This is a genomic window from Pseudoalteromonas sp. SWYJZ98, assembly GCF_015864495.1.
GTDB lineage: Bacteria > Pseudomonadota > Gammaproteobacteria > Enterobacterales > Alteromonadaceae > Pseudoalteromonas > Pseudoalteromonas distincta.
In genome coordinates, this window is record NZ_JADYXA010000004.1 from 210,003 (window position 1) to 236,478 (window position 26,476).

Annotated in this window: 23 protein-coding genes and 1 pseudogene; 15 read left to right on the plus strand and 9 right to left on the minus strand. The window is 39.2% G+C overall.

Going from position 1 to position 26,476, the window contains the following annotated elements; all coding sequences use genetic code 11:
• Positions 1-29 precede the first annotated feature (29 nt).
• The 8 genes from I6F10_RS05110 to nth all read left to right on the plus strand — a co-directional run bounded on the left by I6F10_RS05110 (position 30) and on the right by nth (position 8,860).
• Positions 30-1,973, plus strand: coding sequence for an EAL domain-containing protein (locus tag I6F10_RS05110; RefSeq protein ID WP_197098554.1), 1,944 nt, complete (start codon positions 30-32; stop codon positions 1,971-1,973).
• Between the two features lie 208 nt (positions 1,974-2,181).
• Entirely contained in the window at positions 2,182-2,763 is a 582-nt protein-coding gene (gene rsxA, locus I6F10_RS05115) for an electron transport complex subunit RsxA (protein ID WP_008134172.1), read from the plus strand.
• Between the two features lies 1 nt (position 2,764).
• A complete protein-coding gene (gene rsxB, locus I6F10_RS05120) occupies positions 2,765-3,319 on the plus strand; it encodes an electron transport complex subunit RsxB (RefSeq protein ID WP_002960333.1) in 555 nt (184 codons plus the stop codon).
• 8 nt (positions 3,320-3,327) lie between these two features.
• Entirely contained in the window at positions 3,328-5,760 is a 2,433-nt protein-coding gene (rsxC, locus tag I6F10_RS05125; RefSeq protein WP_197098555.1) for an electron transport complex subunit RsxC, read from the plus strand.
• Positions 5,757-6,815 (plus strand): electron transport complex subunit RsxD, encoded by a 1,059-nt coding sequence (gene rsxD, locus I6F10_RS05130; RefSeq protein WP_197098556.1) that lies wholly within the window; start codon positions 5,757-5,759, stop codon positions 6,813-6,815. Before rsxC ends, rsxD begins: the two co-directional genes overlap by 4 nt.
• The gene (rsxG, locus tag I6F10_RS05135; RefSeq protein ID WP_197098557.1) at positions 6,812-7,453 is read left to right on the plus strand and encodes an electron transport complex subunit RsxG; all 642 of its coding nucleotides are present in this window, start codon (positions 6,812-6,814) and stop codon (positions 7,451-7,453) included. Before rsxD ends, rsxG begins: the two co-directional genes overlap by 4 nt.
• On the plus strand, positions 7,450-8,148 hold the full coding sequence (locus I6F10_RS05140) for an electron transport complex subunit E (protein ID WP_197098558.1): 699 nt from the start codon (positions 7,450-7,452) through the stop codon (positions 8,146-8,148). Before rsxG ends, I6F10_RS05140 begins: the two co-directional genes overlap by 4 nt.
• Before the next feature lie 49 nt (positions 8,149-8,197).
• Positions 8,198-8,860, plus strand: coding sequence for an endonuclease III (nth, locus tag I6F10_RS05145; protein WP_182721259.1), 663 nt, complete (start codon positions 8,198-8,200; stop codon positions 8,858-8,860).
• A 365-nt stretch (positions 8,861-9,225) separates the two neighbouring features.
• Here the strand turns inward: nth and I6F10_RS05150 are convergent, their stop codons facing one another.
• Positions 9,226-9,834, minus strand: coding sequence for a hypothetical protein (locus tag I6F10_RS05150; RefSeq protein WP_165744213.1), 609 nt, complete (start codon positions 9,832-9,834; stop codon positions 9,226-9,228).
• Between the two features lie 142 nt (positions 9,835-9,976).
• On the opposite strand from I6F10_RS05150, the gene I6F10_RS20365 reads away from it, so the two are divergent.
• Positions 9,977-10,105 (plus strand): hypothetical protein, encoded by a 129-nt coding sequence (locus I6F10_RS20365; protein WP_269435800.1) that lies wholly within the window; start codon positions 9,977-9,979, stop codon positions 10,103-10,105.
• A 214-nt stretch (positions 10,106-10,319) separates the two neighbouring features.
• Here I6F10_RS20365 and I6F10_RS20450 read toward each other — a convergent pair whose 3' ends face one another.
• The 3 genes from I6F10_RS20450 to cadR form a co-directional block, all read right to left on the minus strand.
• Positions 10,320-10,562, minus strand: a complete 243-nt coding sequence (locus I6F10_RS20450; protein ID WP_327077832.1) for a MerC family mercury resistance protein — start codon at positions 10,560-10,562, stop codon at positions 10,320-10,322.
• Positions 10,563-10,664: 102 nt separating this feature from the next.
• Positions 10,665-11,033: a MerR family transcriptional regulator gene (locus I6F10_RS05155; protein WP_028834999.1), complete on the minus strand. Its 369-nt coding sequence runs from the start codon at positions 11,031-11,033 to the stop codon at positions 10,665-10,667.
• Between the two features lie 51 nt (positions 11,034-11,084).
• A complete protein-coding gene (gene cadR, locus I6F10_RS05160) occupies positions 11,085-11,474 on the minus strand; it encodes a Cd(II)/Pb(II)-responsive transcriptional regulator (protein WP_002962247.1) in 390 nt (129 codons plus the stop codon).
• A gap of 78 nt (positions 11,475-11,552) precedes the next feature.
• Here cadR and I6F10_RS05165 point away from each other — a divergent pair.
• Both I6F10_RS05165 and I6F10_RS05170 read left to right on the plus strand, forming a co-directional pair.
• Positions 11,553-12,283: pseudogene (locus tag I6F10_RS05165) on the plus strand (transglutaminase-like domain-containing protein).
• A complete protein-coding gene (locus I6F10_RS05170) occupies positions 12,270-13,157 on the plus strand; it encodes a cation diffusion facilitator family transporter (protein ID WP_002962252.1) in 888 nt (295 codons plus the stop codon). The pseudogene I6F10_RS05165 and the gene I6F10_RS05170 overlap by 14 nt, the downstream one beginning before the upstream one ends.
• 84 nt (positions 13,158-13,241) lie before the next feature.
• Here the strand turns inward: I6F10_RS05170 and I6F10_RS05175 are convergent, their stop codons facing one another.
• The 5 genes from I6F10_RS05175 to I6F10_RS05195 all read right to left on the minus strand — a co-directional run bounded on the left by I6F10_RS05175 (position 13,242) and on the right by I6F10_RS05195 (position 19,995).
• Positions 13,242-16,370 (minus strand): efflux RND transporter permease subunit, encoded by a 3,129-nt coding sequence (locus tag I6F10_RS05175; RefSeq protein WP_197098559.1) that lies wholly within the window; start codon positions 16,368-16,370, stop codon positions 13,242-13,244.
• 10 nt (positions 16,371-16,380) lie between these two features.
• The gene (locus I6F10_RS05180) at positions 16,381-17,277 is read right to left on the minus strand and encodes an efflux RND transporter periplasmic adaptor subunit (RefSeq protein ID WP_002962254.1); all 897 of its coding nucleotides are present in this window, start codon (positions 17,275-17,277) and stop codon (positions 16,381-16,383) included.
• Positions 17,278-17,347: 70 nt separating this feature from the next.
• Entirely contained in the window at positions 17,348-18,640 is a 1,293-nt protein-coding gene (locus tag I6F10_RS05185; protein WP_197098560.1) for a TolC family protein, read from the minus strand.
• Positions 18,641-18,713: 73 nt separating this feature from the next.
• A complete protein-coding gene (locus I6F10_RS05190) occupies positions 18,714-19,010 on the minus strand; it encodes a hypothetical protein (RefSeq protein WP_235312836.1) in 297 nt (98 codons plus the stop codon).
• A gap of 85 nt (positions 19,011-19,095) precedes the next feature.
• The gene (locus I6F10_RS05195) at positions 19,096-19,995 is read right to left on the minus strand and encodes a cation transporter (RefSeq protein ID WP_002962256.1); all 900 of its coding nucleotides are present in this window, start codon (positions 19,993-19,995) and stop codon (positions 19,096-19,098) included.
• 194 nt (positions 19,996-20,189) lie between these two features.
• Between I6F10_RS05195 and I6F10_RS05200 the strand changes: the two genes are divergently transcribed.
• The 4 genes from I6F10_RS05200 (at position 20,190) to I6F10_RS05215 (ending at position 26,348) form a co-directional block, all read left to right on the plus strand.
• Entirely contained in the window at positions 20,190-20,516 is a 327-nt protein-coding gene (locus I6F10_RS05200; protein WP_010388429.1) for a hypothetical protein, read from the plus strand.
• 81 nt (positions 20,517-20,597) lie between these two features.
• On the plus strand, positions 20,598-21,815 hold the full coding sequence (locus tag I6F10_RS05205; protein WP_197098561.1) for a TolC family protein: 1,218 nt from the start codon (positions 20,598-20,600) through the stop codon (positions 21,813-21,815).
• Positions 21,816-21,879: 64 nt separating this feature from the next.
• A complete protein-coding gene (locus I6F10_RS05210; RefSeq protein ID WP_010388432.1) occupies positions 21,880-23,136 on the plus strand; it encodes an efflux RND transporter periplasmic adaptor subunit in 1,257 nt (418 codons plus the stop codon).
• 11 nt (positions 23,137-23,147) lie between these two features.
• Positions 23,148-26,348 carry an efflux RND transporter permease subunit gene (locus I6F10_RS05215; protein WP_004588883.1) on the plus strand — a complete coding sequence of 1,067 codons (3,201 nt, stop codon included), beginning with the start codon at positions 23,148-23,150 and terminating at the stop codon, positions 26,346-26,348.
• The last annotated feature ends 128 nt before the right edge of the window (positions 26,349-26,476 follow it).

Consider the following 26,476-nt stretch of genomic DNA (forward strand, 5'->3'; position numbering starts at 1 on the left):
TCCCTTTTGATTATTAAAAGACTGAAAACATGGCTGGATTTAAAAAACTTATTTTTATACAAATTATCTCTTGGTTATTGTGTGTTGCAGCAGGAAGCTACTTCATATCTATAAGCTTTGATACTGCGGTAAGTGATGCACAAAAAAATGCACAAACAACTGTTACTAAGTATATTAATGACCTTTCTTTAGACGATATTTCTGCTCAAAATTTAAAACAATCAATTGCAGATGGTAATACGTTTTCAAGCTTTACTCTAAGAGATTACCAAGGTGCTGAAGTATTTAGCATTAACTCCTCTACTCAATTACCAATGTTTGCTGATTTTGTACTCTCTAACTTTAACTCTGTACGCCCACAGTTTGCTGTAAACGATGCCGCAGATATAAAAGTTGAATTTGTACTTAACATTGAGCATTTAGCGTCGCAGCTACAAACGTCCCTTTTTATTGTTATTTTGATTTCTGCCATTTTAGTTATTATTCCAATAATTCTAATGAAATCTATTTTTTACCATTTAAATAAAAATATAAGTACAACAGTTGCTGACATTATCGATATTTATATCAATCAAAACCAACTTGATAATGATTTAGAAGCAGCATTAGATGGCACTCGATTGAAAAAAATGGGAAAAGATTTAGTACCTAGTTTTAATCGGTTATCACATTTTTTAAAAAACAAAAACGAAGACATTCAAAGCGCTGCTATGACTATCAAGCATGAAGCGTACAAAGATGTAATTACCTCGCTTGGTAATCGTAATATGTTTGTTGAGTATTACGAAAAAAATATTGAAAACACTGAGCAAAGTACATTTGGCTCTTTAGCTATGGTTCGTTGTAGCGAACTACAAGCTATAAACCAAAGCCGTGGTTATCAAAAAGGTGACGAGTACGTTAAAGGCGTTGCTGATATTATTAAGCACATAAGCGGCACTTACACGGGTAGCCAAGTATTTAGATTAAACAGCTCTGATTTTGCGGTAGTACTACCCCACATTCCTTTAAAAGAAGCTGAGCGCTTTGGTGAAAACCTGCAATCGCGCTTCACGCAATACCAACAAAACCAAGAGTTAAGCTCGGTAGCTAATACGGGTATTGTAGGTTACGAAAAAGGTAAACCGTTAGGCGAACTGCTTTCTGTTGTTGATAACGCGATGAGCATGGCGCAGTCAAAGCAAGTTAATGCATGGCACGTACAACGCGAAACCGATTTAGTTAATAACGTAAGTGCGGGGTTTGGTAATCAAAACTGGCGTAAGGTTATTAAGGAAGTTATTGAATCTAAGCGTGTGCATTTAGTGATGCAAAACATTATGCCGCTTGGTAAAAGCATAAAAGCCTACGCTGAAGTACAAGTTCGATTTAAAACAGAAGACAATCAGGTACTGCCTACCGCCTCTTTTTTAGCAATGGCCGAAAAGCTTGATATGGCAATAGAAATTGATCGCCTGATCATCGACTCTTCTCTTGAAAAGGTTAAAAGCCGTAATTTATCTGAAAAGTTTTTTGGTTTAAACGTAACAGCCTCAAGTGCACACAACGATCAGTTTGTAATTTGGCTAGAGCGCCGATTATTGAAAGATACGCATATTGCATCTAAACTAGTATTTGAGGTAAGCGAGTTTGGTTTACAGCAAAACATCAAAGCTAGTAAACGCTTTATCGACATGGTTCACCGCGTTGGTGCACGCGTAACTGTTGAACGTTTTGGTGTTGGCTTAACATCGTTTAAATTTTTCCGCGATTTAAAACCTGACTTTATTAAAATGGATGCAAGTTACACTCGCGGCCTTGAAGACGATAAAAACAATCAGTACTTTATGCGCTTAATGGTTGATTTAGCCCACCGTATTGGTGTTAGCGTATTTGCTGAAGGCGTTGAGAGCCAAGAAGAAAAGCACATTATAGAAACTTTGTGTTTAGATGGTGTACAAGGTTATTACATAGAAAAACCTAAAGACATCTAATCAGGTTTTCAATTAATACAAAAAAGAGCATTCGTTGCTCTTTTTTTGTTTCTACTATTTTATCCTTACATCAAGATCACATTAATTTTACAGCCTTGTGATCAATATGTTTGTCCTGACGTTTATTTAACTGATAACAGCTCGCAAATGTTGTTTATCGAGGCAGAAAAAAGGATAATACGCAGGACTTTAATAGCGTGAGGCACACATGACAGAATATGTCTTGTTATTGATTGGAACCGTTCTGGTCAATAACTTTGTATTAGTACAATTTTTAGGCTTATGTCCATTTATGGGCGTATCAGGTAAGCTTGATACAGCGATTGGTATGTCTTTGGCAACCACGTTTGTGCTTACGCTTGCCTCTGTAACTAGCTATTTAGTTAATCAATATATTTTAATCCCTCTGGATATCGAATTTTTGCGTACCATGAGCTTTATTTTAGTGATTGCTGTTGTAGTGCAATTTACCGAAATGGTTGTGCGTAAAACCAGCCCTACCCTATATCGCTTACTTGGCATATTTTTACCGCTGATCACCACTAACTGTGCGGTATTAGGTGTGGCTTTATTAAATATCAAAGAAGATCATTCGTTTTTACAATCTGCAGTATATGGCTTTGGTGCTGCTGTTGGTTTTTCTTTAGTGCTTGTATTGTTTGCAGCACTACGCGAACGCTTAGCTGCTGCTGACGTTCCTACGCCTTTTAAAGGCGCCTCCATTGCAATGATCACCGCAGGCTTAATGTCGATGGCGTTTATGGGTTTTACTGGATTAGTGAAGTTTTAATATGACCTTGTTTTATGCCTTGATAGCGATTGGTTCGCTAGCACTCGTTTTTGGACTTATTTTAGGGTTTGCAGCAATACGCTTTCGTGTTGAAGGCAACCCTATTGTTGAACAAATTGATACTATTTTGCCACAAACTCAATGCGGACAATGTGGCTACCCGGGTTGTCGCCCTTACGCTGAAGCCATAGCTAATGGCGATGAAATAAATAAATGCCCACCGGGCGGTGAATCAACCATGAAAAAGCTTGCCGGCTTAATGGGGGTTGATGAAAAACCACTTGCCGGTGGTGAGCAAGCAGAACCTATAAAAACAGTGGCTTATATTCGCGAAGACGAATGTATTGGTTGTACCAAATGTATTCAAGCCTGCCCAGTTGACGCTATTTTAGGCGCAACTCGTCAAATGCATACTGTATTAATTGATGAATGTACTGGCTGTGATTTATGTGTTGAGCCTTGCCCTGTAGATTGCATTGATATGCTACCTGTAGCCGAAACTAAACAAAACTGGAAATGGCAGCTAGACGCTATTCCTGTTACACAAATAGATTAGAGGTTTGAGTGGACAAGTTACTTGAACAAATAAAAAAAGGCACCGTGTGGGCATTTCCTGGCGGCATACACCCACCACAACAAAAGTCACTCTCCAATAGTGCGAGCATCACTCGCCTACCTTTGCCCGATAAACTCATTGTTGCGCTTAAGCAACACATAGGTGCAAACGGTAGGTTACTTGTAGAAAAAGGCCAACACGTATTAAAAGGCCAACCACTAACAGCGCCTGCTGCTAACTGGTCGGTACCTGTGCATGCGCCAAGCTCTGGTGTGGTTACTGATATTGCACCTATGCCATCAGCACATCCATCGGCCCTGCCTGAACTAAGTATTATTATTGAACCAGACGGCAAAGATGAGTGGGTAGCACTTAATAAAAATAAAAACCCTGCTGAGCTTAGTCATGACGAGCTGATAAATATTATTCACCAAGCCGGTATTAGCGGTATGGGTGGTGCTGGTTTTCCTACTTATGTAAAAGCAGATACCAAGCAACCTATCGAATTTTTGATTGTAAATGCTGTTGAGTGCGAACCTTATATTACTGCCGATGACGTTTTGATGCGCGAACACGCTAAAGAAGTTATCCAAGGCATTGAAATAATGCAGCAACTTTTAAACCCAACACTGTGCATTGTGGGTATAGAGGACAACAAGCCTGAAGCTATTGCAGCAATGAAGCAAGCAGCTGAGCATAACTCAAAAATTATTATTCAAACGGTGCCAACTATTTATCCATCTGGCGGTGAAAAGCAATTAATTAAATTACTTACTAACCGTGAAGTTCCTAGCATTGGTATTCCTGCCGATATTGGTATTTTAGTGCACAACACGGGTACTTTGTTTGCCGTACAGCAGGCCGTTTATGAAGGCAAACCGCTAATTGAGCGTATAGTTACAGTAACAGGTAACACTATTCATAAGCCTGGAAATGTATGGGCACTACTTGGTACTGAAATAAAACATTTACTTGATTGCCAAGGTTTCTCGCCTGTACCTCAGCAAAGTGTTGTGATGGGCGGCCCAATGATGGGCTTTACGCTACCCACCGTACGTATTGGCATAGTTAAAACAACTAACTGTATTTTAGCGCCTGATCATAAAGAGCTAGCGGAGCCCGGCCCTGAAAAAGCTTGTATACGTTGTAGCGCCTGTGCCGATGCCTGCCCTGCTTCTTTATTACCACAACAATTGCAGTGGTTTGCTAAATCAAAAGAGTACGACAAACTACAAGAACACAATTTATTTGACTGTATTGAATGTGGTGCCTGTGCCTATGTGTGCCCAAGCGAAATCCCTCTTGTACAGTACTACCGTATAGCCAAAGTTGAAATTAAAGAACAACAAGCTGACAAAATTAAAGCCGACAGAGCAAAAGAGCGTTTTGATGCCCGAAAAGAACGTTTAGAGCGTGAGCAAGAAGAACGCCAAAACCGCCATAAACGTAAACCTGCGGCTAAATCTGCTGACGAAAAACAAAAAGTAGCTGAGGCACTAGCCCGTGTTAAAAATAAATCAGATAACGGCGATGAAAAATCAGCTGTTGCTGCCGCTATTGCACGCGCTAAAGCTAAAAAGCAACAAGGCGAAGAACTAGAGCCAGATAACAGCGAAGTAGCAAAAGAACGCGCACTACGTAAAGAACAAGCGCGTAAATATAAAGAGCAAAAATCTCAAACAGATGAATCGGCCGAGACTGCACCCGTTGATGATAAAAAATCAGCAGTTGCTGCAGCCATTGCTCGCGCTAAAGCCAAAAAGGCAGCACAAGCAAATGAAGAGCCACAAAACGATGCCCCTGCTGATGATAAAAAGTCAGCGGTAGCTGCGGCCATTGCTCGTGCTAAAGCCAAAAAGGCAGCACAAGCATTAGATAACGCTGAACAATCAACAAATGAAGCACCACAAAGCGATGCCCCTGTTGATGATAAAAAAGCAGCGGTAGCGGCGGCCATAGCTCGCGCTAAAGCTAAAAAAGCGGCTAAAGCACTAGAAGATCCTGAGCAACCCGTGAGTGAAGCGCCACAAAGCGATACGCCAGTTGATGATAAAAAAGCAGCGGTAGCGGCGGCCATTGCGCGCGCTAAAGCAAAAAAAGCGGCTAAAGCATTAGATGGCGCTGAGCAAACCGTGAGTGAAGAGCCACAAAGCGATACGCCAGTTGATGATAAAAAGGCAGCGGTAGCGGCGGCCATAGCTCGTGCTAAAGCTAAAAAAGCAGCTAAAGAATTTGAGGATACCGAACAAGCTCAGCCCCAAGAGCTACAAGTTGATAGCGCAGCACCTAAAAGTGCCGAAAGTAACACCGATAACTCATTCAATTCTACTGAAGCAGATAAACCTAAATCAGCCGACGATAAGAAAAAAGCCGCCGTGGCTGCTGCAATTGCGAGAGCAAAAGCTAAAAAGTTACAAAAAGAAGGAAATAATCAGTCATGAAATTAACCATGGCCAGTTCGCCGCATAATCACAGCCATAAATCGTTAACGCGATTAATGCTTAGCGTTATTGCTGCGTGTATTCCTGGGCTAATTGCTCAAGTTTTCTTTTTTGGTACAGGTGTACTTATTCAATTGGTACTAGCGCTTGTTGCTGTAAGCGTATTTGAAGCTGCAATAATGCTAATACGAAAACGCCCTGTTTGGCCTGCTTTAAGTGATGGCAGTGCGTGGCTTACTGCCGTGTTATTGGCATTGAGTATTCCACCACTTGCGCCTTGGTGGATAATCGTTATTGGCTGTTTATTTTCTATTGTTATAGTTAAACAGCTTTATGGCGGCCTCGGGTTTAACTTATTCAATCCAGCAATGGCGGCTTATGTACTGCTTTTAGTTTCTTTTCCGGTACAAATGACCGCATGGTTGCCTGTTACCGATTTAATAAATACGCCAATAGGCTTTGCTGATCAGTTAAGGCTAATATTTACCGATTTTACGGCCTCTGGGTTTAGCCTTGATCAAGTACGTGCAGGGATTGATGGCCTAACAATGGCAACACCGCTGGATACTGTTAAGACAGACATAGCACACGGTTTAACCGTTACCGAAAGCATGCAAAAACCAATATTTAACGAATGGGCTGGCCTTGGTTGGGTGTGGGTTAACTTAGGCTTTTTAGCCGGTGGTTTATACTTATTAAAAGCAAAAATAATTAACTGGCATATTCCTGTTAGTTTTATCGCAAGTTTAGCTGTATGTAGTGCTATTGGTTATATCGCATCACCTGGTACAGAGCCGGGCACCCTATTTCACTTATTAAGTGGTGCTACTATGATGGGGGCCTTTTTCATAGCAACCGATCCGGTATCTGCAGCAACAACTAACAAAGGGCGCTTAATTTATGGCGCGCTAATTGGCTTACTAATTTATTTAATCCGTACCTTTGGTGGTTTTCCTGATGCTATCGCATTTAGCGTAATACTGATTAATATTGCAGTGCCGCTAATAGACTACTACACACAGCCGCGTACTTATGGCCATGGAGCAGTAAAATGATCATTTCGTCAATGGCTAAAAATGGTGCTATTTTAACTTCGTTTGCGTTAGCAACAACGGGCTTAGTTGCCTCTATCAACGCGCTTACTGCCGATAAGATTGCAGAGCAAGAACAACTGCAACTTACTGCGCAGCTACAAGAAGTGCTCGACCCAAAATCGTACGACAATCAATTATCACAAGATTGCGTAATTATTACTGACGAAAAACTAGGCCCACACGCAAATCAAGTAATTTACCGTGCTCGTAAAAATAATAAACCAGTCGCTGTTGTTATTAGGCATGTTACGCCAAACGGCTACAGTGGCGATATTAACTTATTAACAGCGGTATTGAGCGATGGCACTATTGCTGGCGTCCGTACGACTAAACACGAAGAAACCCCTGGTTTAGGTGACAAAGTCGAAGTTAAAAAATCACTTTGGATTACAACATTTAAAAGCTTAACGGTTGAAGGCGAAGAAGACGCTCGCTGGGCTGTTAAAAAAGATGGCGGCCAGTTTGATCAATTTACAGGCGCGACCATAACGCCACGTGCTGTTGTGGGCTCTGTTAAAAATGCCGTATTGTTCGCACAAACTAATTTTGATGATATTTTTGCAGCACCTAATGCCGAATGTGTAGAGGTTACTAAATGAGTGAGTTAAAAACATTATACAAAGAAGGCGTATGGGTAAATAACCCTGCCCTTGTACAGCTTTTAGGTTTATGTCCACTACTTGCGGTTACCTCAACTGTAACAAATGCCTTAGGCTTAGGTTTAGCAACTTTACTCGTACTAATAGGCTCTAATGTTACCGTATCAATTGTGCGTAACTGGGTGCCAAAAGATATTCGTATACCTGTATTTGTAATGATCATCGCGGGCTTTGTAACCATTGTTCAATTACTTATGAACGCTTATACCTTTGGTTTGTATCAATCATTGGGGATTTTTATTCCGCTCATTGTAACTAACTGTGCCATTATTGGCCGCGCCGAAGCATACGCGTCTAAAAATCCTGTTCATTTATCAGCGTTTGACGGCTTAATGATGGGCTTAGGCTTTATGATTGTGCTCGTTGTTTTAGGCGCAATGCGTGAATTAATTGGCCAAGGTACGCTGTTTGACGGAGCCGACTTATTACTTGGCCCATGGGCACAGAGCATGCGCATAGAAGTATTTAATTTTAATAACCAATTTTTACTGGCAATTTTACCACCAGGTGCCTTTTTAGGGCTTGGGCTACTTATTGCTGCAAAAAACGTAATTGACGCACAAATAAAATCAAAACAAGTTGCACCGCCAGAGGCTGAAAAAGGACCTCGAGCACGTGTTACTAGCTTAACTTAAGGGGAGAACGTATTAGAGCAACAATTAGCACTAATACGTTTTAAGTTGCATGAATAAAGAAAAACGTCACCAAATACTGTCGCGCCTGCGCGACGATAACCCGCATCCAGTTACAGAGCTTGAATATTCAAGCCCATTTGAGTTACTTGTAGCAGTAACTCTTTCAGCGCAAGCAACCGATGTAGGCGTTAACAAAGCCACTCGAAAGTTGTTCCCTGTTGCTAATACACCACAAGCCATTTTAGACTTAGGTCACGACACACTGCGTGATTATATAAAAACCATTGGCTTATTTAATTCTAAAGCTGCCAACGTGTACAAAATGTGCCAAATTTTGGTGGATGAACACAACAGCATCGTGCCAGAAAATCGTGAAGCATTAGAAGCCCTACCAGGCGTTGGCCGTAAAACCGCTAATGTTGTACTCAACACAGCCTTTGGCTGGCTAAAAGATAATGAAGGTAGATACTTTTTAGCAGTAGATACTCACATCCAACGTCTTGCAAACCGTACTGGTTACGCTAAGGGTAAGACTGTTGAGCAGACTGAACAGGCTATAATTAAAAATACGCCAAATAAGAAAGAATTTATGTTTAACCTCCATCATTGGTTTATTTTACATGGGCGCTATACGTGTACAGCGAGAAAACCAAAATGTGGAAGTTGTATAATTGAGGATTTGTGTGACTATAAAGAGAAAACTGAGTCATAGTTAAGAGTAGTTATTTTTTAATTAGCATAAACCTTTTAACGGTCACATCTTTAGTTTCTATTTAAGAAGCTGGCGATTTGATTCTCATATGAGCCTTTATTCGGCCAGCACCAATTAAATTGAAAATTTGCGTTAACTTCAGAATAGTTTGAATTTAAGCGAGGTGTTGCAAATAGATTATGATTTATTAATTAGAGCCCAGCTAAAACCTAAAATTTAAATACGGAGTTAATTGGAAGCTATTTCCGGTTTGTGCCATAAGCGGACAGTGGTAACGCCGTTTTAAACGGCAAATTTCAGTTGGCTAAAATAAGTGAGGCACGAACAAAAAGCCAACTGAAATTTGTCCGATTTAAAAACCCTTGTTAGGCATAATTACCTAATAAACCATCAAAGAGTTGATTAGCCCAACCTTTATATGAATTTATAAATATTTTAAACTCTTCATCTTCCCACTCGATTAAATCAGCAACTACTTTTTCTGTAGAAATTACATGATTAATTTTAAATTTTTGTTTAATTTCAACTTCACCGGAAGTTGATGTTCTGCCCCAAACCAAAGCAGTACCAGCTATATTTTGGTTTTTATTATTGCATTTTACATCATATTTTTTCGGTGTATGCGATAGTTCCAAAAACAATTCAAAAGCACGTTTTGAGCAATGATGTCTAAGTTGTTTGGATTCATTTAAGGTTAAATATTTATATTTTTGATATTCAATTTCACACTTCATTTCAGTTACAAACAATCGATTTTCAGTATCTTTTAGTAGAAAATCTAAAGTGAAATACTTTCCATTAGAATCATAAATGGTTGGTCGACCGATATTAGTGAAAGGAGATTTTTTGTTTTCACACCAAATTCGAATTATTTCCTCATTGAAAATACCGAATATTCGCGAAAGAAACTTATCTTTTCTTGATTTACCTTTATACGGTTTCACCTCTGAGATGAATAATGCTTCGAAATCCATTTTTTATGCCTAACAATTAAATAGTGCGCTCGTCGCGCATATTTCTACCGACTCCACGCTAATTTATCCACATTATATGTTTTAACAAATAACCTAAGGCATTACTATCACTAAGTTTTATAAAATTTTTAGGTAGAGTTAAATGAACCAATATGCGCGCAGCGGTCTTTTTCATGAATATATGCGCAAAGAGCAGTTTAACCAATCAATTAACGACGATATTAAGCAAATCTCAATGACCGGTTATCGCTCTTTGCCGAAGTTCGCCTAAGTGCCATGAGCGGGCATTAAAGCGTAACTCGTTTCTGCCCCAAAACGTGTTGAGGCGAATGCCTCAAAAGAGCGAAAAGCAGACATTGACCGTTAATCGTTTCAACGACGGCAATTAGCCATACGTTGCATGTTTGCTCCCTTACTGGTTTTACGATATCCAAAACCGACATAACGACCATTAAGCAAATACCAAAGTAAAATAGGTATGTGCTTCAATCATATAGCCAAAGAGGATAAAGCGTTAATAGCACTGCTACAGGCCCTAGAATGCTGAAGACAGCTCTGGTATGGTTTTTATTTTTGTGCCAGTTGTATAAGTTTACCAATAGTTCCAAAGATGCAAAAATAGGTAAAAGCGTATTTACAGCTATTCCTTCGAAGTGAGAGAAGAAGCCTAGTCCTAATGCCGATGCAAGTGACCTTAATGCAGGGAAGCAGGCCGTGCCGCTAGCCAAACGCCACTAGAGCCTACTCTGTCTAATATTTTATTTATCATTTGAAAGTCTATTGGTTGATATTACCATCATTCTAAACTCCGTATATAAGTACGGAGTCAATCATTTTAATGAATCAATTATGGGGCAATGTGTTGGATCTTCGTTTTGCATACAGGTATTTGTCATATCCACAATTACTTTCTCTAAACGTTGAAGGTCATTAATTTTGTCTCGAATGATTGCTAACTTTTGTCGGCTTAATAGCTCAACTTGAGTGCAGTTGCTGTCCATAGACATTAGCGATTTTATTTCTCTTAACGTAAAGCCGAGCGCTTTGGCTTTTGTGATAAACCTAAGTTGTCCTGCTATTGTTTCGTCATATTGTCTATAACCAGATATTGGTTTTTCAGGTTGTGTAATCAGCCCTTCTCGTTCATAAAAACGAATGGTTTCTACATTTAAATTTAATGATTGTGCTAATTTGCCAATGGTTTACATTATTGCCTTTGTGAATACTACTAATCTAAAGTTATATTTAGTTTAGCTATCCAATGATTTGATGATGCCGCACGCTTCAATTGTATTGTCTGAACCACAAGCACTTGCCATCTGTTGTAATTCAGCTTTAAGCGCCCTTAATTCTTTCATACGTTTATTCACTAGTGCAAGTTGCTGATCAATTAATGCATTAACGCTAGAGCAGCTTTCTTCTGGCTTATTTTTTAATTCGATAAGACGTTTAATATCATTGAGTGATATATCTAGGCTGCGACAATGCTTTACGAATTCCAATTGTTTAAGTGCTTTACTATCATACAGCCTGAAATTACCTTCTGAACGGTTTGGATTTAACAGTAATCCTTCTCTTTCATAATATCTAATCGTTTGTATTGAACAGCCCGATTTTTTTGACAATTCGCCTATTTTCATCAATTTCCCCCAGACATTTGACTCTATAGTTACTATAGGATCTATAGTATAGGTATGCAACGAAAGGGATATATAAAAATGACTGAGAAATATTTAAACAATACGAATATCGTTAATTTTGAACACAAAGATATCCAATCCCTGATCGATCAACGAGGGTGGAAAAATTTGGATAATTTCAACAAAATTGGTGCCGCTTATCAGTTTGTAAAAGATGAAATAATGTTTGGCTATAACAAGAGTGATGATATTTCAGCAAGCGATGTGCTAGCAGATGGTTATGGACAATGTAATACTAAGGGTAATCTGTTAATGGCACTATTGCGTGGACTAGGTATCCAGTGTCGTTTCCAAGGTTTTACCATTGATCAGCAACTATAAAAAGGTGCTATCCTAAGCTTGTATTTTGGTTAGCACCTAAATACATCATTCATAGTTGGGTAGAAGTTTACTTTGAAGGGCGTTGGATAAACTTAGAGGGCTTTATATTGGATGAGCAATACTTAAGCTCACTACAGCAGAAATTTAGCCAAGCAAAAGATGAGTTTTGTGGTTATGGTGTTGCAACAAAGTGCTTATCTTCACCCGGTACGGATTGGCGTGGAGAGGATACCTATATTCAAAAAGAAGGTATTCATGACGACTTTGGGCTTTATGATTCACCAGATAAGTTCTATCTCGAAAAAGGTACTAATCTATCAGGTGTAAAACGTTGGTTGTATCAACGAGTGATCCGACATTTGATTAATATGAATGTATCAAAAATAAGAAATAAAAAAGTACTGGAGGTACAAAATGCACAACCATAGTCACAGTCATCAGCATGGTAAAGACGACCGGATTGGTTGGGCATTTTTCCTTAATGTGATATTTACCATTATCGAATTTATAGGTGGTTGGCTCACAAACAGTACGGCGATAATGGCGGATGCCGTTCACGATCTTGGTGATAGTCTTTCAATAGGTTTTGCGTGGATTTTAAGTCGTTTTTCAGATAAAGAAGCATCAGACAAATTCAGCTATGGTTATCGCCGACTTACACTTTTTGGTGCATTGGTAAATAGTATTGTTTTGATTATCGGCTCTATTTGGGTTTTATTTGAAGCAATACCTAAGCTGTCCAATCCTGAAATGCCTGTAGTTGAGGGGATGTTAGGGCTAGCCATACTCGGTGTTGCCGTAAATGGTTATGCGGTATTCAAATTAAAAGCGGGTGAAACACTAAATGAAAAAGTGCTGACATGGCACCTACTTGAAGATGTACTCGGTTGGGTTGCCGTTCTTATAGTCTCTATTGTATTGTTGTTCGTTGAACTGCCGATATTAGATCCTCTATTATCAATAGGGTTTACGCTGTTTATCTTATTTAACGTTTTCAAAAATCTTAAATCAACATTGGTGCTTTTTCTTCAAGCTGCACCCGATAAAGAGACCCAAGAGCGTATTAAGCAGTCATTAATTGAATTTCCTGAAGTAAATGGTATACACCATATGCATTTTTGGTCACTGGATGGTGAAAGTCACGTTTTAACAGCGCACCTTGAGCTGAGTGACAACTTTGACGTTAAAGAATTAATTAAGCTTAAACAAGAGGTTGCAGCTAAATTATCTTCCTATCATTTATCGCATACGACGATAGAGTTTGAGTTTTTAAATGAAAATTGTAGGGATGAAGCAGAGTAAGTTTTATCAATAAAATTTTGGAGCATACAATATAAAAAGCAGCTTAATTAGGCATAACTTAGTAATTAAGCTGCTTTTTTGCTTTTAGATTTCGTCGGATTGCTGTTTGTTACTCTCAGCGCCATGCGCCCATTGATATAAAATAGGCAATACAAACAAAGTTAAAATGGTAGAAGATACAATACCGCCGATAACAACTGTTGCTAGTGGTCGTTGTACTTCTGCACCAATTCCAGTGTTTAACGCCATTGGAATAAAACCTAAACTTGCGACCAGTGCCGTCATTAAAATAGGTCTTAAACGAATGATGGCACCTTCAATGATCGCTACGTATAGGTCGCCTTTTTCATGCCAAAGATCTCGAATAAAAGCCAACATAACCAAGCCATTTAATACTGCGACACCTGACAATGCAATGAAGCCGACACCTGCCGAAATTGATAAGGGCATGTCTCTTAAATAAAGTGAAAATACGCCCCCTGTTAATGCTAAAGGCACGCCACTGAAAATGATTAATGCATCTTTTAATGAACCAAATGCTATAATCAAAATACCTAGGATAACAACCAATGTTATCGGTACAACTAGGCTTAATCGCTTACTTGCTGATTCTAGTTGTTCAAACGTTCCACCATAATCAAGCCAGTATCCTGCTGGAATTTCTCCTTCCTGATTAATTTTAGCTTTAACTTCTTTTACAAAACCGCCTAAATCTCTACCACGAACATTGACGGTAACCACAACTCTTCTTTTTCCGTTCTCTCGGCTAATCTGCGCGGGTAAAGACTCTGATTTAAGCTCTGCAACTTCTTCAATTGGCACATAGTTACCATTCTCAAGTGGAAGCGGCAGATGCTTCAAGCTATCGATATCCGTTCTTATTTGCTCTGGTAGGCGAACAACTAACTCAAACCGTCTGTCACCTTCATAAATGATCCCCGCAGATTCACCGCCAATCGCAGTGGCAACCCAGTCTTGCAATTCGGTAACGTTCAATCCATACCTACCAAGCGCTTCTCGTTTAGGAATTACTGATAAAGATGGAACACCTGTGACCTGTTCCATTCGAGCATCAGCGGCACCATCCACGGTTTTCACAATATTTAGAATATCTTTTGCGGTAAGTAATAACCGATCCAAATCATCACCAAATATTTTGATGCCGACATCAGCTCTAACGCCAGAAATCAATTCATTGAAACGCATTTGAATAGGCTGAGTGAATTCATAGTTGTTGCCTGGAATGTTTTTCAGTACTTTTTCCATTTCTTCAACTAATTCACTTTTTGGTTTTGAAGGTTCGGCCCATTCTTTACGTGGTTTTAAAATAACAAAGATATCAGCAATACTCGGTGGCATTGGGTCGGTTGCTACTTCTGGTGTGCCAATGCGCGAGAATACTTTATCAACTTCAGGAAACGCTTTAATACGTTGCTCAAGTACTTCTTGCATTTCTACTGATTGCTCTAGGCCAGTCGATGGAATTCTTAATGCCTGTAGTGCAATATCACCTTCATTTAATTGAGGAACAAATTCTGTCCCAAGCGTAGTTGCTAACCAAAGGCTATACCCCATTAACAGCGTTGAGAATGAAACAATAATCCAACGAAATTTCATCGCCATTTTTAACAATGGTTCATAAATAGACTTGGTTGAACGAATAACTACACTTTCTTTTTCGCTGATTTTACCTTTCATAAACACAGCTACAGCAGCAGGAACCAGTGTAACTGAAAGGATCATTGCGGAAATTAACGCCATAACGACAGTTGCCGCCATAGGGTGGAACATTTTCCCTTCAACGCCAGTTAGCGTGAAAATGGGGATGTAAACAACAGTGATAATTGCCACACCAAACAAGCTTGGACGTATCACTTCTGAAGTGGCTTCAAAAACGGTATTTAGGCGTTCTCTTAAGTCTTGCCTATGACCGTTGTGTTGGGCCTGTGCTAACCTACGGACAGAGTTTTCAACGATGATTACAGCCCCGTCCACTATCAAGCCAAAGTCCAATGCGCCGAGACTCATTAAATTGGCAGATACTCCTGCTTGCACCATACCTGTGATTGTCATTAACATGGAAATAGGGATAACAGCAGCGGTAATGAGAGCTGCACGTAAATTTCCAAGTAGAATAAATAACACAACAATAACTAAAAGCGCACCTTCAACGAGGTTTTTGGTAACGGTTGCAATCGCTTTATCTACTAACGTTGTTCTGTCGTAAACAGGCTCTGCGGTAATGCCCTTTGGCAGAGATTTTTGTATTTCGCTGAGCTTATGTTCCACTTCTAAAGCAACGGTGCGAGAATTCTCACCAATCAGCATCATGGTTGTACCAAGCACTGTCTCAATGCCATTACGAGTAGCAGCCCCTGTTCTAAGTTCTTTGCCTATAGCAACATTGGCAACATCACATATTTTTACAGGAATACCATCGTTCTTTTTGATGATGACATTGAGGATTTCATCCATTGTCGCAAGTTGCCCGATGGAGCGCACTAACACTTGTTGTCCGTTTTGCTCAATATAACCCGCGCCACGGTTATCATTATTTTTACGTAATGCATCAGAAACGTCTTCAAAGCTTACCTGATGAAAAAGTAATTTTTCGGGTTTCGGCGTTATATGATACTGCTTGTTATAGCCGCCGATGCTGTTGACCTCAATGACGCCTTTAACTTGAGCCAATTGCGGTTTAATGATCCAGTCTTGTATTTCTCTTAAGGCAATAGCGGTATAAGGCTCTCCATTAGGCATTTTAGCGTCAGGAGAAGCTTGTACGGTATACATAAATATTTCACCAAGCCCTGTGGAAATAGGACCCATCTCTGGCTCTAAGCCAGAGGGAATAACGCCTTTTATCGCAGCTAATCTTGCATTGATTAAGTTGCGTGCGAAATAAATATCGGTTCCCTCTTCAAAGATAACGGTCACCTGGGATAAACCATATCTTGAAAGAGAGCGGGTGTGAGACAGCTTTGGTAGTCCAGCTAATGCGTTTTCTACTGGAAAAGTTACCCTTTGCTCCGCTTCTAAAGGTGAATAACCGGGGGCAGAGGTATTTATTTGTACCTGTACGTTTGTTATATCTGGAACAGCATCAATGGGAAGTTTTTGATAACTCCACATACCAACGCCGATGATTACCATCAGCAAGCTTAATACTAAATAGCGCCTATTTATTGCAAGACGCAAAATTGATTCAATCATATTGCGTCTCCTAATCGTCGTCTTCTACTTCAGATTTCAAGATATCTGCTTTAATCAGATAACTGTTTTTGTTTACATATTCAGCGTCTTTACTGAGGCCATCAATGACCTCGATATAGTTTTTGTCTGAACGACCAAGGACAAGTGGTGCAAACTCGTACTCTTCATTTTCTTTTACAAAGACACCTAATTGTCCACCTAGCTCTTGTATGGCAACTTTCTCGACCGCTAAATCCACCTCAAATTGGTTTATCTTTACGTTGCCTTTTAATAATTGACCTGACGTTAGCTTTAACTCAGTGTTGTTTAATCGTACCCGTGCTAAAACATAAGGCTGATCTTTAGCTGGAATAATATTAGTGATGACTGAACTGAATGCGTGTTCACCTTGCTCAATATCAACATGCTGACCGACTTTGATTTGATTATATTGGCTGGTAAACACCTTAAATTCAGCCCACAAGGTGTCAAATTTGACGATTTCAAACAAGCTAGTGTTTTGCGTGATACCGCCAATATTTCCATTTCGCTGTAAAACAGTCCCAGAAACAGGCGATGTTATTTTATAAGTATTTAAGCTCTCATTAGATTCAATAACGGCTAATAGATCGCCTTTTTTTACCGTATCACCAACAGTGAAGTTTATTGTCTTTATAACGCCGTTATATCTAGCGCTAACTTGAAATAATTGTTCAGCGCCTATCGTCGTAGAGCCGTATACAGGGATAGTTTGGTTCAACGTTTTTGAAGCTAAATAGGCTGTTTCAACACCAACCTTTTTTGCCATGTTATTGTCGATTTTGCTTATGCCTTCTTCGCCTTCATGTTCATCTTCACTAGCGAAAACACTTTGAATGGGTGATAGATACCCAATAAAAATCAATAGTGCGAGTAAATAGTTTTTCATTTTGAATTCCTAAACGATTCAGTTAATCACTGAATCAATAAATTGTTATTAAACTTAAAGTGATGTTTATTTAGAGTGACAGCGCTTCGTTTGTTAGTTTTTCTATCTCTGCGCCATAAATTAGGGCAGCAGATGCCGCGTCAATAAGGGTTCGCCGAGCATTTAACAGCTCTTGTCTAGCCGATACATAATCAAGATATCCATATCGACCTTTTTGATAGGCGTCTTGAGTATCTTCCAGTGCATCTTCAAGCATTGGGATAACCGACTGCTTTAATGAATTAGCTGTTAATATGGCTTGTTTTCTATTGGAGTATGCTCGTAGTAAGTGATTTCTAAATCTTAACTTAGTCGCCTCTTTCTCTATGGCAACTTGGTCACGCTCTGCTAGCGCACTAGCGATTGCGCCAGAATTTCGCTTTTCAGCAAACAAAGGTAAGCTAAAGCCAGCGACCAGTGCCGTATCATTGGCTTCTTGAGAGCGCCTAACACCAACAGACCATTTGATATTGGCCGTTGACTCTGTTTTAGCCAACTGTAACTCGGCCTCTTTTAGTCGCTGTTCACTTGCATAGATTTGAATAGCAGGGTTCTTCTCTAACTTCGCAAAAAGGCTGTTAAAGTCACTATCATTGCCAAACTGAAAAAGATCCCCTTGTACTTCAGAGAAGGTTACAGAGTTTTCCCCCCAGTAGGCTGCTAATGAGAGCTTCAAATATTCCAAGCGCTTTTGTTCAGATTGAACGGTCAAATTTGCCTGAGCAATAACTGCTTTTGAACGTTTCACTTCAGCCTCAGGAGTAGCACCTGCACGGTTACGCTGAGATACAATCTCTAACGTTTCTTTCGCTAAACTCAGTGCATTTTTTGCCAATATTACTCTTTGTTGTGCTGCTAGTACTTCCACGTACTTTTCAGTGACTTGAGCCATTAAGTTTAGCGCTGCTACCTCTTTTTCAGCAGTGAGCAGTGCTCTTGAGTTTGAAATAAGCCCAATTCGCGCTGAGCGTTTGTCTCCCATTTCAATAACCGAAGATAGAGCGACAGTTAATTCAGCACTGCCGAATGCATTAAATTCACCTGAACCTGCAAAGTTCTCAGCTTCAAGCTCTAGTTCATAAGCAGGATTTAAACTTGCTGTTTGTTCTTGTCCTGTTAATGCCGTTTGCTTGAAATCAAATATTTTAAGTTCTGGATTTTGTTTAAGCGTCCACTGAATTGCTTCTTGAAGGTTTAACTGATTTTCAAACGCATAAACATTAAATGTAAAAAGTGACAAAGCGAGAAACGCGATATATTTAAGCCGAGGTGTTACACACCTCAAAATTGCTATCTTGCGATGCACACAGGTATTAAGTGCCATGTATACTTTCCTATAAATTTATATGTAATATTTAGGTCATTAACATGTGACCTTTCTTAATTTTCTATAAAATTTAGGCGTATTTAGGTGGGCGGAATGGCACCGACATATAGCCTTTTAGCTCAGGGGAAACTAAGGCGTAGGTAGGGAAATATTCTATTGCTTGTAAAATATTACAAGAAGAATCTGTATTTAAAAATAACTGACAGCAGCAACAAAAATTACAATTATCAATTAAAGTTTGGCTATTACCCTCCTCAAATAAATTAGAGCTTTCAGGAGCTTTTAGCGGGGTAATAGACTCAGTTAGTGATATATTAAAAGAACTTTCAATTAAGTTTCCTTCAATCTCTTCTTGCGAAAAAAACACAGACTGCACCGCGATTAAAATCATTATCACGTATGATATATATGGTTTAAAATATGACGGGTGCATTCTTTTAACTACTTTCTACTTAAGACTTTAGCTGTAAGATGCGGCGAGCACCGTTTAAAACGACAACAGCAATAATCAAACCAATCACTAAATCTGGATAACGGCTGCTAGTTACTGTAACTAATAAGCCAGCTAAGATTACACCTACGTTTGCGATTACGTCATTTGCGGAAAAAATCCAACTCGCTTTCATATGAGCGCCGTCTTCTTTGTTGCCAAATATTAAAAACAGACAAGCAATGTTAGCGATTAGTGCTATTCCACCAAATATCATCATTAAAGAAGAGATAGGTTCACTACCGTAAATAAAGCGTCTTACGACTTCACTCAAAGCACCTAGCGCTAGAATAATTTGAAGTACACCAGATATATGTGCCGCTCTAAGTTTCATGCTTATGCTTTTACCGACAGCATATATAGCTAAACCATAAACAGCAGCATCAGCAAACATATCTAATGAGTCGGCAATAAGGCCAGCAGATTGCGCAATAATCCCAGCAATTACTTCTATAAAAAACATGACTCCATTAATGGCTAACAACCATTTTAGCGTTGATGCTTCTTTCATCTCATTTTTTTGGGCTAGATCTTTTGCTTTTGCAGCTTCGGTGCTGCAACTTTCTTTAGTTGATGCCAACTCTGCACCGAGATTGAGTTGTTGTAATTTTTTTGTTATCTCATCTAAATTTTCATCATGAAAAACCTTGACTAAACGGCTAGGAATATCAAATTGCAACCCAACTGAAGGCTCAATTGAGTCAAGTGCTAACCTAATCAATCTCTCTTCTGAAGGACAGTCCATTTGAGGTACTTTAAATGTACTGACAAACGCGCCACTATAGTTATCTAATTGTGTATCAATTTTTACATCTTCATTGGTAGAAGATGATTGACACTGACCACTACATTTTTCTGACATATTTAACACTCCGTAATAATATTAAAATAAGTATAAAATCTATAGTGGCTATAGAGTCAAATAAAAAATTATTTAATGTAAAAGCGTGGAAACTGAATTGAAAAGCTAGTTTAAGAAAATAGTTTCTGCTAGTATTTTAAATACTATATTTAACTGGTGATAACTTTGAACCTTAATGTTATGTTGTACTAAAAATGCTCTTGGTTATTTCGATTGTTTTACAATCGTTAACTGCTGTAGCATCCTCAACATCTGAGAATCACCAAATAGATATAGAGCACCTTCAAACTCAACATGATCATGCAGATGATCGAAATGTCTCAAATGATAATGTAGGTGATGAGCAGCATAATGAAAAAGATTGTCATCACTGCGGTCATTGCAGTGGCAGCCACTTATCTTGGATTTTAGTCAGTAATTCAAATACCACGGGCAAACTAAACATTATCAATAAAACGCCTTATCAAATTGATCAAACAAATACTTACCTTGAAGCGATACTTCGCCCACCCATTTCTTAATTAGATTGATTTTTAATGACCTATTTGTCCATGAGAAGGATAAAGGGTTCGTGTTTATAAATTAAAAAATTAAGAAGTTTTATGTATATATTTTTAAAAAATGCAGGTTTAACCCTGTCTTTATGCATGGCTGTGAGTTTTTCAGTTGCCACTTATGGCAAACAGAAAAGTATTTCATGGCTAGATAGTCAAATAAATAAAGATCCCGAAGTTGTTGCGGCTAAAGAGTTACTTAATGCAAGTAATCATAGAGCCAAAAGCTTAACTCAAGCCGTATATAACCCAGAGCTTGAAGCAAGCTATGAAAAAGAAGGTGATTTTGATAATTACTCTATTGGTATCAGTCAAACGATAGATTTTTGGGATAAGCAATCAACAAATAAAACCATTGGTGAAATTGATGTTTATGCAAACCAGCAACAATTGTTATCTCTACTCGATTCTAAAAAGGCTAATGCCTTAACTGCATTAGTTAATTGGCAAGCAGCAAAAAAAGCTGCTCAGTTACTTTCAGAAAGAGAAGAGCAATTGCAAACGCTCGTTGGAATTGTTGAAGACAAACGAAAAGCTGGACTTCTAGAGCCACTTGACGCTGAGCTAGTCTATTTAAACTTGTCGCAAATTTTTAGTGAAATATCTGAGTCTCAAATTGCTTTGAAAAATGCAGAGGTAAAGGTTCAGGAGTTATTGCCTGATTGGACGCCTAATACTACCAATTTGTTTTCATTTACTTTTGGAGCAACAAGCTACTCATTTAACTCCCAGTGGGTTGAGGAACATCCAAAAGTTAAACTTGCTAGAGCGAAATGGAAGGGACAACAATCTAAAGCTCAACTAACCACTATGGAATCTAAAGCTAATCCAACCATTGGCGTTAGCGCAGGGAAAAGTGGAGATGAAGACTTGGTTGGTGTGACTTTTTCAATGCCTTTAAACATCAGAAATAACTATACAGATAATGTTAAAGCCGCTTATTCAGAAGCCATTGCAGCCGAGGCGAATTTTCAGTCGGTATATCGAAAGCAGTCTTTTGAAGCAAAAGCTAATTATGAATCGCTTAATGTCAGTAGAAAATATTATGAGCAATGGCAAAAACTGACAAAAGGCAGATTAGATAGCAGCGAAAACTTATTAAATAAGCGCTGGCAAGCTGGTGATATTAATACTTCTGACTACTTACTTGCATTAAATCAACGTGCGGAAGGGCTTCATGCAGGAATACGTTTGGAAAATCAATTCAAGCTTGCAGAAATATCCTTCATTTTAAGTATGGGTCAGTTATCCAAATTTGAGATTTGAGCGCTTTGTTTTTTCAGTAGCGAAAAACGAAATCTTAAATTTATTAAAAATATAGGTTACAAAAATGAATACAGTAATTAGTAAAAAATTTTTAGCCGTAGTAATTAGCAGCCTGTTAGTTGGGTTTACTACAAATCATGATGCTTTTGCACAGTCGTCAGATGGAACTGGTTCTGTCACAAACGTTTCGAAACAAGAAGAAAAAGAACATCAAGATGAGCATGAACACGAAAAGGGACATGAAGAAGATAAAGGTGACCATGACGAGCACGGCCATGAAGGTGGTAATAAAGAGGGAGAAGAAGAACATGAAGAAGGTATCACTATTGATCCAAAGAAGATGTCGCTTGCTAAAATTAAAGTGGAAAGTGTTAAGCCTGAATATCAATTTAGCTCCGTATATGCACCTGGCGAAATAAAAGCTAATGGCTATAAAAGTTATGTGGTATCACCACGTACAGAGTCAGTCATTATCAGTCGCCATGCAGCGCTTGGCGAGTATGTAGAAATAGGTCAGAAGTTAGTTACATTATTTAGTGAAGCAATGGCACAAGCACAAGCTGACTATTTAATCGCTTCAACCGAATGGCAACGTGTAAAAAAGCTGGGTAATAAGACGGTGAGTGAAAGTCGATTATTACAAGCTGAAACAACATACAATGCGAGCTATGGCAAGCTCATTGCTTTAGGGTTAACTGAAAAAGCAATAAATGGTATTTCTAACAAAGACATTAAAGCATTTGGGCAATATGCATTAACGGCGCACCGTGAAGGTGTCGTGCTTCAAGACGACTTTATCCAAGGGCAACGTGTTGATGCTGGGGATTCAGTCATGTTGTTAGCTGATGAAAAACAACTATGGGTTGAAGCAAAAGTTTCTCCAAATAAAAAGCTAAATTTATCAATTGATTCTCCTGCGGTACTTAAATTAGAAGGCCAGAGTTACAATGCCAAAGTTATCCAAGAAGCCCATACAATTGATCCCGTAACTCGTACAAGAATTATTAGATTGGGGGTACAGAATGCTGATGATAACCTTCATTCAGGTATGTTTGTAAAAGTTTACTTTCAGTTTGCCACAAAGCAGAAAGTGATGGCTGTGCCAGAAGAAGCATTGATCCGCAGCGCAGATGGTGATTGGACCGTATTTGTCGAAGACCACCCTGGAGAATTTAAAGCTGTAGAAGTAGAACTAGGCCGAGCCTTAGGTGATTTTAGGGAAATCATTGGCCTTGATAGTGGGACGCGAATTGTAACCAAAGGCGCATTTTTTGTTGCTTCTGAAATCGCTAAAGGCGGATTTGATCCGCATAACCACTAAGGAGCAAGACTATGTTTAATAAAATAATTGATTGGTCTGTTAATAATAGACTCCTGATTTTGATTGCGCTGTTTGCCACAATTGTCGGCGCAATTATGGTTATACCAAAACTAAATTTAGATGCCTTTCCTGATGTTACTAATGTTCAAGTTGCTGTAAATACTGAAGCGCCAGGACTAGCTGCTGAAGAAGTTGAACAACTCATTACGTACCCCATTGAAGCGGTCATGTATGCCTTACCTGATGTAGAACAAGTGCGCTCAATTTCTAAAACAGGCTTGTCTGGCGTCACGGTTGTTTTCAAAGAAGGCACCGACATTTACTTTGCAAGACAACTTGTATTTGAGCGTCTTCAAGCCGCAAAAGAACTGATACCAGAAGGTGTCGGCACACCCGAAATGGGGCCAAACACCTCAGGGCTAGGCCAAGTATTTCAGTACCTTCTTATTTCAGATAAAGATGCAGGCTATGATGCTATGGCACTCAGGAGTCTCAATGATTGGGTAGTAAAATTACTCGTTATGCCTGTCGATGGTGTTACTGATGTACTCTCCTTTGGAGGTATTGTTAGGCAGTACCAAGTAAATGTAGATCCATCTAAGCTTCTTTCTTATAACCTAACGCAAGAAGACGTTGTTGGTGCCCTAGATAACAACAATGCCAATGTTGGCGGATGGTATATGAACCGTGGGCAAGAGCAGCTTGTTATTAGAGGTGCAGGTTGGTTTGAAAGTGGTGACGCTGGTATTAGTAATATCAAACAAGTTCCCGTCAAAACAGTTGATGGGACAGTTGTGACGGTTTCGGATATTGCTAAAGTTGAAATGGGCAGTGAAATTCGTCAAGGTGCTGTCACAATGACGCGCAAAACCGAAGACGGTAAAGTCGAAAATTTAGGTGAAGTTGTCTCTGGCATTGTCTTAAAACGCATGGGGTCTAATACTAAAGCCACCATTGATGGTATCAATGCAAGAATCCCATTAATTAATCAAGCATTGCCTAAAGGTGTTCGCTTTGAACCATTTTATGATCAGGCTGATTTGATTGAAAAAGCCGTTGATACAGTAGTTGATGCACTATTACTAGCATTTATTTTCATCTGTATTGTATTAGCACTATTTTTAATGAATATACGTGCAACCTTCCTTGTCCTAATATCTATTCCAATTTCAATTGGTATCGCGTTAATGATCATGGCTTGGTGGGGCATTTCTGCAAACCTTATGTCATTGGGTGGCATTGCCGTAGCCATTGGTATGCTAGTTGATGGTTCAGTCGTGATGGTTGAAAACATGTTTAAGCATTTAAATAGACCAGACTCTACCCATTTAAAAACTGTAAAAGAAAGAGTGCCTAGTGCTGATACTGATCCACATGATGTAGAACAAGATGAGCATGGTATTAAGTTACGTCTTCAAAATGCGGGTAAAGAAGTGGCTCGTCCCGTATTTTTTGCAGCTTCTATTATTTTAGTCGTATTTACGCCTTTATTTAGCTTTGAAGGTGTTGAGGCAAAGTTATTTCAACCTATGGCAATAAGCATCATTTTAGCTGTTATATCTGCTATTGTGGTTGCGTTGTTTGTTGTACCCGCTTTAGCTACTTATTTATTTAAGTCAGGTGTAAAAGAGAGGGAAAGCTTTGTTCTTAGGCCATTAGACAAACTCTACAGAAAAGGGCTTACATTCGCACTAAAACGCACCAAATTAGTCATTTCAGCCGCACTTATATTAGTTTTCTCTGCCTTTGCATTAGTTCCATTAATTGGTACTGAATTTGTACCTGAGTTAGAAGAAGGGACGATAAACTTAAGAGCAACGCTTGCACCTTCTTCCAGTTTAGATACCGCGCTCACTGTGGCACCAATTCTAGAAGAAAAACTAATGGCTTTCCCTGAAGTAACCTATGCATTAAGCCGAATTGGTCGAGCAGAAATAGGTGGAGACCCAGAGCCTGTGAATAACATCGAAATTTACATAGGGTTGAAGCCTGTTTCTGAGTGGACCAGTGCATCTAATCGATATGAACTTCAAGGAAAAATGGAGAGATCTTTAGAAGAATTCCCTGGGTTGCTACTCAACTTTTCTCAACCTATTGCGACTCGTGTCGATGAGCTACTATCTGGTGTTAAGGCTCAGTTGGCGATAAAGTTGTTTGGGCCTGAACTTGAGGTACTGGCGGCTAAAGGTCAAGAAATAGAAACAGCAATTAAAAACATTGAAGGTGCAAGGGATGTTGCATTGGAGCAAATTGCTGGTGAAGCGCAATTGGTGATAAGTCCTAACAGGCAAGAACTATCGCGCTTTGGATTGTCTGTGAGTGACATAATGGAGGTTGTGCGTGATGGTATTGGTGGTGTTGAAGCCGGACAAATAATCAATGGTAATGAACGTTATGATATTTACGTTCGCATAGAGGAAGAGTACCGAAGTAACAAAGAAGCTATTGCTGATATTCGGCTTCAATCACCTACTGGTGCTTGGGTGCGACTGGGTGACGTAGCCTCAGTCTCATTTGAGTCAGGCCCACCACAAGTTAGACGCGATGATGTACAACGAAGAGTCGTTATCCAAGCAAATGTACAAAATCGAGATATGGGAAGCGTGGTTGCCGATATCAGAACGGTAATTGCTGAAAAGGTTGACTTACCTTCAGGTTATTCTGTTTCGATTGGCGGCCAGTTCGAAAGTCAAAAACGTGCTCAAAATAGGTTAGCTATAGTTGTACCTTTATCGTTAGCACTAATCGCACTACTACTTTACTTTGCCTTTGGTTCTGTTGGTCAAGCTATGCTGATATTGGTCAACGTGCCGCTTGCTGTAATTGGCGGAGTTTTCTCCTTATATTTATCTGGACAATACTTGTCTGTACCAAGCTCCGTTGGCTTTATTACCTTATTTGGTGTAGCGGTATTGAATGGGGTCGTTATGGTAGAAAGTATCAACCAACGTATTAAAGACGGTCTAGAAGCATCTAAAGCCGTTTTTGAAGGCGCTACTTCAAGATTAAGACCTGTACTTATGACTGCTATAACATCAGCTTTAGGTTTGATACCGATGTTAATGTCTAATGGTGTTGGTGCAGAAATACAGCGCCCCTTAGCGAGTGTTATTGTTGGCGGCTTGGTAACTGCAACACTGTTAACATTATTTGTTTTACCTGTTTTATATCGCTGGTTTTCAGAGAAAAAAATAAAAGAGCTATCCAGATAAAATGACTGTGAACTCTAACCCCACGCTAAAGTCACGTTTAGCGTGGGGTTATTGAGTAGATGAACGAAAAGAAAGATTAGATTTAACAATAAACTAATAGTCATGACTGCTTTGTCGGAATATTTGTC